The following is a 12416-nucleotide window of genomic DNA, read 5'->3' as shown; positions in this document are numbered from 1 at the left end:
TGTTGGGCTTGTATATCTCAGACACTGAAGGTGCACATCAGTGGCTAAGTATACTAACCGATCTTCATAGTCGCGGAATTAAAGACATCCTGATTGCCTGTGTCGATGGCCTTAAAGGCTTCCCTGAAGCCATTGAAACCATTTACCCACATACAGAGGTGCAGTCATGCATCATTCATCAAATTCGTAACTCAATGAAATACGTAGCGTCTAAAAACCAGAAGGCGTTTATGGCTGATTTAAAGTGTGTCTATAAAGCCACAACCCTCAATGCAGCTGAGATGGCGCTGGACGAGCTGGAAGCCAAATGGGGCGACAAATATCCTGTGGTCATCAAGTCCTGGCGCAACAAGTGGGCGCTGTTATCGACCTATTTTAAGTACCCGGAATACGTGCGTAAGGCTATCTACACCACGAACGCGGTTGAGGCCGTACATCGTCAGTTTCGTAAACTGACGAAAACCAAGGGTGGTTTTGCCAACGAGAACAGTTTACTCAAACTGCTCTACGCCGGTATATTGAAGGCTCAGGAGCGGTGGTCACACCCGATTCAAAACTGGAATTTAACGCTATCTCAGCTGTCCATCCATTTTGAAGGACGACTGGATGCTCACATCGATCTGTGATTTTTAACGTGACACAGAATTTTGAACACCCTCAAAAAATCCGATGACATGGGGTCATCGGATTTTGATCCTTTCAGTGAGATCGTCAAGCGATCTGTCTTAACTGATCGGCATTACGCGTAGCGCTCTTTTTTAATATCCATTCAATGCAAGTTAAAGAATATATAATTATCTATCGGCTGTATGAATGTAGTTTCTCAGCTCATCAAACAACTGGTTATCATCACTGCTGAACAAAGGATCCTCTATCAACTTCAATTCACACATACTTTGGATCTTCTGCCAATCCTCATCCTGCAGGCTCTTGGCAAGCAGAGGAAAAATTTCCCTTTCCTCGTATAGCATGTGCTTTTCCTGCAAATCTACATACTCTTTTAATTCAGTAACCAATTTTTCCTTGGCCACGACGACATCATTGAGAATAAGGTTGAGGGTCGCCATCAAGGTTGATGAGGCATCGATTAGCTTTTGATGTTCCTGTTCAAGGCGCCTGGTTGGCTCGGTACGACTCTCCTTGATAAGAAAGTAGTCATAAATGATGTCTTCGAGCGGATGATGGCTATGCTCGGCATAGCCCTGCATGTACTCAACAACATCCCGTACCAGATTAAAATTGACATGCTCACCTTCGGCCAGCTTCTGGTATTTCCCCTTTAGCAACTTCAGCAATATGGCAATATGCTTGTGGTCATTCATCAATCTTTGCAGCATAGGGCACTCCATCTTGAGTCGGGCCTTTCTAGGTAATAGTAGTAAACAGGCCAAAGATTACTCAATACTAACCATAGATGTTTTCCAGGGACATGATAAAGATCAAGGAAAATAACCTTCTAAATCAACAATTCATAAATTAGCGGTAAGTACAACATCTATTATCTAAGCACTGTTTGTCCCGTGAGGCTATCCGGCCATACTGTTATTGGCTCTTATCCAAGCTTTAGCAAGCATATCAGCCCCGCAGACTTTCCTCCATCATCACCAACATTCCTTTGAGAGAACTGCGGATACGATTAAATGCTTCACCGGCAGAGCTGGCTTCGCGCAGGTGCCGCTCGACCATGGAGGTAAAATAGCTCTCCTGCTCTTCTGTCATGTCCAACACGTGAAAGCTACTGCGAATTTCTGTGGTGATCCCCGATAAGGCATCACAGAAACGCTGATCCTGTTGCTGCATGGAATCGCCCAGTTGTTTCATCAACAGGTGTAACCTATCCATCACCCGACGCAGCATCTGCTGGCGTTCTATATCCAATACCCTGGCCTCCAATCCTTCGACCACAACGGCAATTACGTCCCTGAGGCGGCCATACAACACCTCATCCTCGACGGGCATATTCTTGATCAAGAATGACACATGCTTGTCGTTGCACATGGTTCGGTTACCAAAGTCATACAAGCGTCCTTGTTTATCCAAAAGCTCGAAAATATTGGCTTCTATCGGGCTTATCTGGGCATTGTCCGGCACAAAGTACTCGGTGCTGTCTGTGCATATTTTCAGACAGGTATTGAGATTGAGCTGACTCATCAGTTCAAAAAAGGCATCGGCAAGGGCACGAAAGTTATTACAAAGGAAACATTGGCGGAAAAACTGCAGCACGCAGCCATATTGGGACGATTCACTCATGGATTGAAACGCCATGTTTCTCGACATGGACTCAGCCTGCATCAGCGACTGTTTGCGCTGCTGATATTGCGCCACACTGCGAACCTTGGCCAACAGCTCTTTCAACTCAAAGGGTTTGGCGATGAAATCCACCGCCCCAGCCTCATAGGCTTTAAGGCGCTCATTGAGGGTATTCATACCGGAAACAAATACCACTGACGCCTCCCGCCCCTGTGATTGCAAGTGAGCACAGAGGTCCACACCGCTGGAATCCGGTAGGTTGATATCCATCAGGATGATTTCCGGTGTCGCCGATTCCAACGCCGACAAATAAACTGCTGCCGAGTCAAAAACTTGGACTAAGTAATCATCCTGCAAGACTTCCTCTATCAAAGTCAGATAATCAAGATCATCATCCACCACCCAGACAGTTAAATTGTCCATAATTCTCCCTTACTGTCATCAGCAAACCTTATTCCCACCTGCTTGAGCGCCAGAATCAATCCTGTCAGTTCAAAGGGTTTATGCAGTACCGGAAACGGCATCTCATCGGCACTGGAAATCCCTATGTTCTGGATAAAACCGGAGATCAGCAACACCAGCAAGGAGTGTTTAACATTGAGTTTTTGAGCCAGTTCATAGCCGTTGATACCGCCAGGCATCAACACATCTGTGATAAGAAGCTCGGCATCACAACGCTGCTGCTCGTAGCGTTGCAGCACTATGAGGGGGTCGTGGAACAACTCAGCCTCTATTCCCAGCAGGTCGCAATAGTCAGCCATCACTTCCAACATTTCCGGCTCATCATCCACCACTATCGCCTTTATCGGACGCCTGACTCTGGGCACTTCACTTGTGTAGGAGCCAAGCTGAGGTTCAAGTGTCAGTTTGCGACTCTGCGGAAACCATAATCTGAACTCAGTGCCACTCGCCCCAGTATTCAAAATGGCGATATAACCCTTGGAACGTTTAACAAAACCGTACACCATGGCTAGTCCAAGACCTGTGCCCTTGCTCTTGTCCTTGGTGGTAAAAAATGGGTCGAATACCTTGTCCTGAAAGGCTTTTGGAATTCCATTGCCGCTATCAATCACACTGATCCATACATAATGCCCGGGCTCCACCTGGGTCTTGCCTATGGCGATCCCGGGCAGATAACCACTCAAATAGCAACTGCCGGTACGGATCTTGAGCTCTCCCTTGCCCTCCATGGCATCACGACCATTGAGCAGCAGATTCAATAAGGCGTCTTCCAGATCCCCTTTGTCGAGCATCACAGGCTTGTTATCCGGTGCCAGCTCAATACTCAGCGTTATTTGACTGGTCAAGGACTTGGCAAACAACTCCTGCAAACCTTCAATCACCTCATTGACCTGGCAAGGCGCGGCATTGAACTGTTCCTGGCGCGAAAATGACAACAGTCTGCGAGTCAGATCTGTGCCTCGCTGGCAGGCCTTAAAGGCGGTATTGAGGTATTTTTCAGCTTTGGGATCAGAGGTTTTAAGCTGCATTAACTCCAGGTTGCCCTTCAATACCCCGAGAATATTGTTGAAGTCGTGGGCTATGCCACCGACCAACTCCCCAATGGCCTGCATCTTCTGGGTTCTGGCCACGGCCTGCTGCAACTGATGCTGCTCGCTGTAATCGCGACCTATAATGGCGTATACACGCCGACTTCGGGAAATACAGTAACAGTTGAGATGCAATAACTCCCTGCCGCCATCGCCCTTATGACACCAAAGTTCCCCGCTATAACTGCTCTTGCGGTGTAACTGTTCTCGAAAGGAATCACTTTCTTCGCCTTCAAACAACAGGGCGGTCAAATTGGCACCCACCAACTCCCGGTTGGCATATAAGGTCACAGCAGTTGCCGCCGGGTTGGCATAAAGAATAGGTTCCTGCTCAGGTTCGAGACGAAAAAGCAGCAATAAACTATCGGCACCGTCTATAACGGCCTTGAAGCAGAGTTCATCCTCTACCGACTGTGATGAACTGCGACTGAGCTGACATTGATAGATGGCGCCCACCAAAGGGCCGATACTGGCCTGGCATGCAGCCAAAGACTCAAACCACCCGGGAGCCGATGAGTGAAAAAACAGCAATAGTTCCGAATCTTTGATGGGCCAGACGGTAAACTTCAACCATTGGTGCAACTCTTGCTGGCCCGCTTCTTTGACCCACTGATTAACACTGCTCCAAAGTGTCAGATAGATAACCGGATCCCGACACCAGCAGGTGACTGACTCAGGCATATCGTTGCCCCCTAACTCTGAACGCTCCACCATCAGCAAGGCCTCTGCCCCTGAGGTATGAACCAGGGTCTGGCACAGGGCCGGCAATACGTCCTGTCCCTGGGTCAACCCCAGTTGCAATTTAGCCAGTTCAATAAGCAGTCGGGACCAGTCGCCAGGGAATTCGGTTTGAGCCGCAGAGGAAAACACGTTAAAGTCCCTTTCCGTTGTTTTTCAGTCATTCAAGCATAGACAAGTTTGCAATATTAGCGACTTATCCAGCTTGCCAAACGCTATAGAGGAGTCTGGGTGACGAGTCAGGAAAGGTGGGTTGGTGCCCATGTCAGCGCCCAGGGTGGCGTGGAAAATGCTCCCCTTAATGCCCACAAGATAGGGGCCAGTGCCTTTGCACTGTTTACCAAAAATCAACGGCGCTGGCAGGCAGCAGCTTTAACCGAACAGTCCATCGCCGCCTTTCAGGAAAACTGCCAACAGCTGGGGTTCAGACCCGAGGCAATTCTGCCCCACGACAGCTATCTGATTAACTTGGGACACCCGGATCCCTTGCTGCTGGAAAAATCCCGCGATGCCTTTGTCGATGAGATGCTTCGCTGCAAACAATTGGGATTAACCTTGCTGAACTTTCATCCCGGCAGCCACTTGCGACAGATAAGTGAAAACCACTGTCTGCGTAACATCAGCGATTCAATCAACCTGGCATTGGCAGCTTGTGATGGCGTCTGTGCCGTCATCGAAAATACCGCGGGCCAAGGCTCCAACCTGGGACACAGCTTTGAACAACTGGCGCAGATCATAGACGGGGTTGAGGATAAATCCCGAGTCGGCGTTTGCCTGGATACCGCCCATATGTTTGCCGCAGGTTACGACATCCGTACTCAGGAAAGCTGCCGGGAAAGCTTTGATGCCTTTGGCCATATCGTGGGCTTTCAATACCTCAAGGGCATGCACCTCAACGACAGCAAGACAGGGCTCGGCAGCCGGGTCGACCGCCACGACTCCTTAGGTATGGGCGAAATAGGCAAAACCGCTTTCGAGTATATTCTCGGCCACCCCGCCACCAAGAGGATACCTTTGATATTAGAAACCATACGCCCAGAGATCTGGCCCGAAGAAATTGCCTGGCTTAAAAGCCTCAGCCGCTGAACCCAAGCCAGCGCCAAAGGGCCGAGACACATGGTGTTCTTAGCCTTATATTTGTCCCTGGCTGATTTCTTTCAAGGCCTTGAGCGCCGCATCGTAATCCGGGTGGTGAGACACATCCGCCACCAACTCACGGTACTTGAGCTGGCCATTGGTATCGATAATAAATATCGCTCTGGCCAGCAAGCCTCGATTTGGGATCAACAAACCATACTTATTACCAAAGTCGCGCCAGACAGAGTCTGACAATACCTTGATTTTATTTACATTCTCCACCTTGCAGAAACGTTTTTGGGCAAAGGGTAAGTCTTCACTGACGGTCAACATGACCACTGAATCATCAAACTTGCTGAACTCTTTATTGAATCTCTTGGTCTGCAGGGCACAGACGCCGGTATCCAGACTGGGAACCGCACTGATAAGTATCGTCTTACCCTTGAAGTCACTTAAGGTCACTGGGGCAAACTTGTCATCCACCACCTTAAACCCTGGAGCAAGCTGGTTAAGCTCGGGCAATTTGCCCATCAGAGTGACGCTCTGGCCACCCATTTTGACTTCGGCGGCCACTTTCCCTTCAGCTGCCATAGCCGTGGCACTTACCAAGGTCAATGCACACACAACACTCCACTTTGTCAGTTGCAACATAGTTTTCTCCCTCGCTGCCGCTTTAAATTTGATCTGGCTAATATAACGAATTATCAGAACACAGGCACAAAAAGACCGGCATCTGCCGGTCTTCTTCTAAGAGCTTACTTGGAAGGTAGCTCTTTGACATGCAGATCCATCTGAGGATATGGAATGCCAATGCCGTTTTCGTCCAGAGACTGTTTAATCTGCTCCATCAGTTCGAAGTATACCCCCCAGTAATCAGCGGACTTCACCCAAGGGCGAACCACATAATTGACCGAAGAGTCAGCCAGTGTGTGCAGACCCACAGTATAGCCAGGCTCTTTCAGTACTTTCTCGTGATTATCGAGAATGCTTGTCAGTATTTGCTTGGTATGACGGATATCAGCATCGTAAGAAACCCCGATCACCAGATCGATACGGCGCTTGTCCATGGCAGAGTAGTTGGTGATGCTACCATTCATGATAGTGGAGTTAGGCACTATGATGACCTTGTTGTCCGGCGTTTTCAGGCGGGTAGAGAAGATGGTGATTTCATCTACAGTACCGGCAACACCTGCGGCTTCAACATAGTCACCCACACGGCAAGGGCGGAACAGTACCATCAAGACACCGGCGGCAAAGTTGGACAGTGAGCCCTGCAGTGCCAAACCCACGGCCAAACCGGCAGCACCGAGAACCGCAACCAGAGAGGCTGTCTGAATACCTAGCTGCCCCAAGGTAGCGATAACGGTAAATACAAACACCACAGCCCAAGCCATATTGGCAACAAAGGAAACCACTGTCTGATCTATCTTGCGCTTGCCCAACATTTTGGCAGTGACTTTCTTGGCCACATTGGACAAATACTTACCGACAAAGAAAATGACAATGGCAAGCAGTATCTTGATGCCATAGGCCGCGATTAACTCGGGCGCTTGTTTGAACAGCCCTTCGAGATTTTCCATTAAAATACTCCCTTACAAACCTTATTTAACTTACTTTTTTAAATCGACCACAAACTCAACCCTGCGGTTAAGGCTGCGACCCAAGACACTGGTATTATCTGCGGCAGGCTGCTTGCTGCCATATCCGTGAGTACTGAATTGTGCCCCCGGAAAACCATAATCCTCAATCAGCACCATTTTGGCACTTTCGGCCCTAGCTGCTGACAAAGGTTGATTTATGGCATCTGAGCCGCTGATGTCGGCATGTCCTTCAATATGCAAGTTTACCTTATATTGATGAAGAAATGCTTTCATTCTGGCAAGTTGCGGCCACTGCGCCAGGGGGATCTGCGCCGAACCCAAGTCGAAATACAGCCTTATTGGATTGGCTGTATCGCAATTTTGGGGATAGACACCACCGGACGTTGTCGGTAAACAGATATCCGTCATGGAGGGGGTCTTATCCAAGACACAACCATTGGCGCTCACAGCTGCCTGTGCCGGGGTATCGGGACAGGCATCTTTAGTGTCAGGGACACCGTCACCGTCAGAATCTTCCCAGGCAAGCACAGCGCTGCTCAGCAACAGCAGCGGAATCCCCCCCGCCAAGCCCAAATAACGATTCACCCAGGCCTCCCTAACTATCAATCCTTCAACTATATAGATGAGTTTCAGGCAGAACACAATCCGCCGCCGGTTCACTTGGCTTTAGTGCGCCAAGTCACAGGTCACCGGCTAACGCATTGTATAATCGTCTTTAATTTTAGCCAAGATAAACCAACATCTGCGGTAATGAGTTGCTACTGCAGCAGAAATCTCCTACATAGTAGTTACCTTTTAATAAAACACCTTGATGGGCCGATGGACGTGCGCCGCAAGCAGTAATAGAGCCAGTTAAACAAGGGGTTGTAGAATAAGAAGCTCCCAGAATACCGGCTTCGATGAAAAAAGCGTTGAGCAAACTGGTTTCCAGCGCCCAGGTAATAGCGGGAACCGTCACCAAAATGAGTCGGCCTTCCCCCCCAAGGGTATGCAATAACCTGAGTCCAATACCACACGCATCAGGGTTATTGCCGTAAAACCGCTTAAACCCCAGGTTGTACAAGTAGTTCCACTCAATAGCATAAGACTTAAGAAAACACTCACGCCTGTCACTGTGTCCACAGAACTGCCCTTGGTCCAAGAGGCTATGAGTAAGGGGGAATTGCTGGCCGTAAAACTGGATTTTGAACTAGGCGGCTTGAAGGCTAATGCAGATGTACTCCAGTCATCGGTCAGCCAGATATCCAGAGTCAATGTCAGAATGAGGCAACTGCTGTGTGAACTGCTTAAAAAACAATAAAGCGGCTTTGCGCCGCTTTATTCCGATACCGGATTTCCTAAATGGACCTAGTGGAACTCAGAGGTTATTTTTCCACCTTGGGCGGGAAGTTGCTCATAACACTGGCAACCGCCTCGTTAACCTTGGCAATTCGCTTTTGCGGAGTATCGCTGTCGCGAATGGTGTCAGCCACTGATCCGCGCCAGATGAGTTTGCCGGACTTGGCGTCCACCAGATCCACAATCAAAGTACCGACTTCATATTCGCGTACTGTGGTTTGGGTCTGCATATTGCCGCCCCAGCCCCAACCCGGCCCCCAGTATGGGTTGTAACCATAGTTGGTGTTGAAAGTGTCGACATTGATTTTCTTGTCTACTTTGGTCAGATAGTTAACCAGGATATCGGCGTTTTCCTTGGTAGCAATCTGCAGGCCCTTTTGTGCCAACTGCCGATCCAAGGCATCACGTACTCGCTGATCCATCAAACCATCCAGATGATAGCTGGTGTCTTCGGATTGCTTTTCCACCCAGGCATAACTCTTGTACTGGCTGAAGTTCACACCCGGGTCATAATCCCAGCCAGTATTCAGTGTACTACAAGCACTTAGCATCAGTGCCATTGCGGCTGTTATCAGATACTTCATCGAAATTTCCTCGTTTACCCAGGCCTGAAAATGGCCACAAAACCCCATGAAATCAGCTTACATTTCAATCTTCTGCTCTACAACCGAATTTAACAAAATTTAGTTTACCGATTCAGCTTGACTTCAGCACACCACCAAATGATAATGATTATCATCTAGATTAAACCTTGGATGACTCATGATGCTTTGGTATCTCGCATTCTTTATTATTGCCAGTGGTGTTTTGCTGACTCGAAACTCTTTGCTGCAACAAACCCAGCAACTGGCTGGAATAGGCAGCATCAATCAAGCCAGACGTTTGCTTATCCTGCCGCTGCTCATTCTCGGTTGGCTCGGTGCCAGATTGGTCGAGCAACAGATTTCACCTTTTGATCTGGCCGCTTTCGGTTTCGTCCTGACGACACTGACACTACTGTTGCCCAAGCTAAGAATACTGATGCTGCCCTGCGCCTTTTTATCTGTGATGGCAGTGCTTGGCGGAATACTGCTTTCCTGACATTTCTTGTGATTGCCGGCATCCACGCCGGTTACTGATCTTGTTCCCTGCGCAATTTCAGTTTTTACCAGCCACCTTAACGGTGGCTTTTTTTTGATTTCAGCGGCTTGGAGCAAGCCATTGGGCGCTTAAGCTAAATCTGTTAGACTGCGCCCATAAGCCATAGTTCAGCATCAACAATGAAAACAGATCCCAATGTCAGTTTGGTATACAGTACCGACAAAGGCCGTATTAGCCAGCCCAAGGAACAAGCCACAGTCCCGACATCCGATGGTATCGTCCGGATCCACAAAGACAGCAAGGGCCGCAAAGGCAAAGGTGTTTCAGTGATCAAAGGGCTGGGACTAGACGCCAAGGCGCTGAAAGATCTGGCGCAAAAACTCAAGAAGCAATGCGGTTGCGGCGGCACAGTAAAAGCGTTCGATATCGAGATTCAAACCGACAATCGAGAGCAACTCCAGGGCCTGCTGGAGAAGCTGGGCTACAAGGTGAAGCTGGCCGGCGGCTGACAGGCAACAAGTACCAGGAGCAGTATGATGGACAGTTTGCAAAATCATTTTCTTATCGCCATGCCTTCGCTCGATGATACCTTCTTCGAGCGTTCACTCATCTATGTGTGCGAGCATGACAACAAGGGGGCCATGGGACTCATGGTCAACCGCCCCATAGGTATTGAAGTTGACGAGTTGCTACTGCAGATGGAGTTGGCAGAAGAGGTATCCCTCAAGCCATCAGTAGACAACAGCGTACTCGTGGGCGGCCCGGTCAACCCGGAGCGGGGCTTTGTACTGCACAGCAGTCAACCCTATTGGGCCAACAGCACTGCCATCAATGACGAGATAATGCTGACCAGTTCACGGGATATTCTCACCTCTCTTGGCACCTCAAAGGCGCCGGAACATTTTCTGGTGGCGCTGGGATACGCGGGTTGGAGCCGCCACCAGCTGGAGCAAGAACTGGCGGAAAACAGCTGGCTGACCATTCCCGCCACACCCGAGATACTGTTCAATACTCCCCATGAGCATCGTTGGCTCAAGGCCACCCAGTCACTGGGATTCGATATCTGGCAAATGTCCAGCCAGATGGGACACGCTTGATTACAGAGGCAAAATGACTGCAAAAACCGTACTGGGCTTCGATTTCGGCACCAAGAGCATAGGCATAGCCATAGGTCAGCAGTTGACCGGCAGTGCCAGCCCACTGACATCCATCAAGGCAGTGGATGGTATTCCCGATTGGCAGCAGATAGCGGCTTTAATCGAAGAATGGCAACCGGATCTCGTGGTGGTGGGACTGCCACTCAATATGGATGGCACAGAGCAGGAGATGACCCAGAGAGCCCGTAAGTTTGCCAACCGTATTGCCGGGCGTTTCGGTGTCAAAGTGGCCACCCAGGATGAACGCCTGACCACGGCCGATGCCAAGGCCAGGTTATTTGAACTCGGTGGCTTCAAGGCGCTGACCAAGGGCCAGATCGATGCCGTCTCTGCTGTGCTGATCATCGAAAGCTATTTCGAGAACCAGTACTGAAACCTCAGTGGCTTAAAGACTCCCGGAGAATTTAAGCCGCAGCTGGCCCAATCTTATTTCGGCTTCCCCAGGAATGAGTCTCATCTAAATCGGCCCCAGATCCTGCCCACTAGCTCTCAGAGCCTTTTGCCGGCCAACTGTCTGAGCCCCTGCAGCAAAGCCTCCATATCCTCACCATCGGTATAGATATGCGGCGAAAAGCGAAAGCCGAACCTTGGGCGCAAGTCTGTCTTGATCCCCAATCTATTGAACACTTGCTGCGCCGCCTGCCTATCGGCGAAATCGACTACCACAGTGCCACTGCGCTCGCCGCTGATATTGGGCGTCACCACCTTGAGTTCATAACTCAGGGCACAATCCAGGATCCCCTGCCCCAAGCGCTGATTGTGTTGATAAATTTGACTATCGCCGAAAGCGCGCAGCTGCTGCAGTGACGCCGCCGCCAGCATGTAAGGCAATACAGAAGGCGTGCCCCCCCAAAACCTTTTTGCTCCCTTGGCATAGCGAAAATCATGGATATCAAACTCAAACGGCGCCTCATGGGAGAACCATCCCAGATCCACAGGCTCCAGCGTCTGGGCCAACCTATCGCTGAGCCATAAAAAGGCCGCCCCCGGGCCAGCGCAACACCATTTAACGCAGGAACCCAAGACAGCATCAGCCTGCCACTGCCCCAAATCTATCGGTATGACTCCGAGAGACTGGGCAATATCCACCACAGTCATTACTCCTAAGCTTCGGGCCAAAGCGCAAATTTCACTCACGGACTGCAACTGACCGGTTTCGGAAATGGCATGGGTGATAAAGGCCAGCGCCACATCCTCTCCCAAGGCCTGTTGCCACTGGTTCAAAGACACCAGCCCGGCTTGCGGCTCAAGCAGCTGCAGGCGGTAGCCCTTCTTCTCGGCCTGTTGCAATACAAACCCCATGGAGGGGAAATCCAGTTCGGTGGCCAAGATCCGCTGACCGGGCTTGGCATTCGGCAGGGCGCCGACCAGCTTGGATAAAGCCGAAGAGAGATTCAGCTGCGGGCAAAAGCCACTGGCAGGAACTCGGGTCAAAGCCGCAAGTTGCTGCAAAAACTGCTCAACCCCCTCGAGCCACACAGGCCAGGCGTCACCGCCTTGATGCTTCCAGGCGCCGAGAAACTCGCTGGCCGCAGCTTCGCAGCCCTTTGGCATGGCGCCCACAGAGTGGGACAAAAAATAGTGCCCTTCGGGCAGATGAAAACGCGATTTCAACGACATTCCAG

Annotated in this window: 15 protein-coding genes; 6 read left to right on the top strand and 9 right to left on the bottom strand. The window is 50.1% G+C overall.

All coding sequences use genetic code 11. From position 1 onward, the window contains the following. Positions 1 to 626 (top strand): IS256 family transposase (locus tag ACMHXE_RS15585; protein ID WP_224868444.1); only part of this gene is annotated, 626 nt, incomplete at its 5' end. 168 nt (positions 627 to 794) lie between these two features. On the opposite strand, the gene ACMHXE_RS15580 is transcribed toward ACMHXE_RS15585, so the two are convergent. The 3 genes from ACMHXE_RS15580 to ACMHXE_RS15570 all read right to left on the bottom strand — a co-directional run bounded on the left by ACMHXE_RS15580 (position 795) and on the right by ACMHXE_RS15570 (position 4670). Beyond that, positions 795 to 1337 carry a hemerythrin domain-containing protein gene (locus tag ACMHXE_RS15580; protein WP_039034893.1) on the bottom strand — a complete coding sequence of 181 codons (543 nt, stop codon included), beginning with the start codon at positions 1335 to 1337 and terminating at the stop codon, positions 795 to 797. 238 nt (positions 1338 to 1575) lie between these two features. After that, the gene (locus ACMHXE_RS15575) at positions 1576 to 2673 is read right to left on the bottom strand and encodes a response regulator transcription factor (RefSeq protein ID WP_101055507.1); all 1098 of its coding nucleotides are present in this window, start codon (positions 2671 to 2673) and stop codon (positions 1576 to 1578) included. Continuing rightward, a complete protein-coding gene (locus ACMHXE_RS15570; protein ID WP_413732745.1) occupies positions 2661 to 4670 on the bottom strand; it encodes an ATP-binding protein in 2010 nt (669 codons plus the stop codon). Before ACMHXE_RS15570 ends, ACMHXE_RS15575 begins: the two co-directional genes overlap by 13 nt. Before the next feature lie 99 nt (positions 4671 to 4769). On the opposite strand from ACMHXE_RS15570, the gene nfo reads away from it, so the two are divergent. After that, the gene (nfo, locus tag ACMHXE_RS15565) at positions 4770 to 5624 is read left to right on the top strand and encodes a deoxyribonuclease IV (protein WP_101055505.1); all 855 of its coding nucleotides are present in this window, start codon (positions 4770 to 4772) and stop codon (positions 5622 to 5624) included. 45 nt (positions 5625 to 5669) lie between these two features. On the opposite strand, the gene tpx is transcribed toward nfo, so the two are convergent. The 5 genes from tpx to ACMHXE_RS15540 form a co-directional block, all read right to left on the bottom strand. Continuing rightward, entirely contained in the window at positions 5670 to 6206 is a 537-nt protein-coding gene (gene tpx / locus ACMHXE_RS15560) for a thiol peroxidase (protein WP_412486349.1), read from the bottom strand. Positions 6207 to 6370: 164 nt separating this feature from the next. Continuing rightward, positions 6371 to 7195, bottom strand: coding sequence for a mechanosensitive ion channel family protein (locus tag ACMHXE_RS15555; protein ID WP_025009451.1), 825 nt, complete (start codon positions 7193 to 7195; stop codon positions 6371 to 6373). 30 nt (positions 7196 to 7225) lie between these two features. Continuing rightward, entirely contained in the window at positions 7226 to 7801 is a 576-nt protein-coding gene (locus tag ACMHXE_RS15550) for an OmpA family protein (protein WP_146225976.1), read from the bottom strand. Between the two features lie 136 nt (positions 7802 to 7937). After that, complete coding sequence (locus ACMHXE_RS15545; protein ID WP_335921593.1) at positions 7938 to 8279, bottom strand: chlorhexidine efflux transporter; 342 nt, start codon at positions 8277 to 8279, stop codon at positions 7938 to 7940. Positions 8280 to 8580: 301 nt separating this feature from the next. Further along, on the bottom strand, positions 8581 to 9138 hold the full coding sequence (locus ACMHXE_RS15540) for a DUF4136 domain-containing protein (RefSeq protein WP_025009455.1): 558 nt from the start codon (positions 9136 to 9138) through the stop codon (positions 8581 to 8583). Positions 9139 to 9316: 178 nt separating this feature from the next. On the opposite strand from ACMHXE_RS15540, the gene ACMHXE_RS15535 reads away from it, so the two are divergent. The 4 genes from ACMHXE_RS15535 (at position 9317) to ruvX (ending at position 11164) form a co-directional block, all read left to right on the top strand. Next, the gene (locus ACMHXE_RS15535) at positions 9317 to 9634 is read left to right on the top strand and encodes a hypothetical protein (RefSeq protein ID WP_101055502.1); all 318 of its coding nucleotides are present in this window, start codon (positions 9317 to 9319) and stop codon (positions 9632 to 9634) included. 179 nt (positions 9635 to 9813) lie between these two features. Beyond that, complete coding sequence (gene yciH, locus ACMHXE_RS15530) at positions 9814 to 10143, top strand: stress response translation initiation inhibitor YciH (RefSeq protein WP_025887568.1); 330 nt, start codon at positions 9814 to 9816, stop codon at positions 10141 to 10143. Positions 10144 to 10170: 27 nt separating this feature from the next. After that, positions 10171 to 10731, top strand: coding sequence for a YqgE/AlgH family protein (locus tag ACMHXE_RS15525; protein WP_039034899.1), 561 nt, complete (start codon positions 10171 to 10173; stop codon positions 10729 to 10731). Between the two features lie 13 nt (positions 10732 to 10744). Further along, positions 10745 to 11164, top strand: a complete 420-nt coding sequence (ruvX, locus tag ACMHXE_RS15520; RefSeq protein ID WP_025009458.1) for a Holliday junction resolvase RuvX — start codon at positions 10745 to 10747, stop codon at positions 11162 to 11164. Positions 11165 to 11280: 116 nt separating this feature from the next. Here the strand turns inward: ruvX and ACMHXE_RS15515 are convergent, their stop codons facing one another. Next, a complete protein-coding gene (locus tag ACMHXE_RS15515; RefSeq protein ID WP_335921591.1) occupies positions 11281 to 12411 on the bottom strand; it encodes an aminotransferase class V-fold PLP-dependent enzyme in 1131 nt (376 codons plus the stop codon). Between the last annotated feature and the right edge of the window lie 5 nt (positions 12412 to 12416).

The organism is Shewanella sp. BJSY2023SW007 (assembly GCF_047314525.1).
Taxonomy (GTDB): Bacteria; Pseudomonadota; Gammaproteobacteria; order Enterobacterales; family Shewanellaceae; genus Shewanella; species Shewanella chilikensis.
This window is presented reverse-complemented; position numbering and strand designations above follow the sequence as displayed.

Bases quoted from the DNA above. Each gene is read 5' to 3' on its own strand.
- ACMHXE_RS15515 (WP_335921591.1), bottom strand. From the start codon at position 12,411: ATGTCGTTGAAATCGCGTTTTCATCTGCCCGAAGGGCACTATTTTTTG.
- ACMHXE_RS15575 (WP_101055507.1), bottom strand. From the start codon at position 2,673: ATGGACAATTTAACTGTCTGGGTGGTGGATGATGATCTTGATTATCTG.
- ACMHXE_RS15580 (WP_039034893.1), bottom strand. From the start codon at position 1,337: ATGCTGCAAAGATTGATGAATGACCACAAGCATATTGCCATATTGCTG.
- ACMHXE_RS15555 (WP_025009451.1), bottom strand. From the start codon at position 7,195: ATGGAAAATCTCGAAGGGCTGTTCAAACAAGCGCCCGAGTTAATCGCG.
- ACMHXE_RS15525 (WP_039034899.1), top strand. From the start codon at position 10,171: ATGGACAGTTTGCAAAATCATTTTCTTATCGCCATGCCTTCGCTCGAT.
- ACMHXE_RS15535 (WP_101055502.1), top strand. From the start codon at position 9,317: ATGATGCTTTGGTATCTCGCATTCTTTATTATTGCCAGTGGTGTTTTG.
- ruvX (WP_025009458.1), top strand. From the start codon at position 10,745: ATGACTGCAAAAACCGTACTGGGCTTCGATTTCGGCACCAAGAGCATA.
- ACMHXE_RS15540 (WP_025009455.1), bottom strand. From the start codon at position 9,138: ATGAAGTATCTGATAACAGCCGCAATGGCACTGATGCTAAGTGCTTGT.
- tpx (WP_412486349.1), bottom strand. From the start codon at position 6,206: ATGGCAGCTGAAGGGAAAGTGGCCGCCGAAGTCAAAATGGGTGGCCAG.
- yciH (WP_025887568.1), top strand. From the start codon at position 9,814: ATGAAAACAGATCCCAATGTCAGTTTGGTATACAGTACCGACAAAGGC.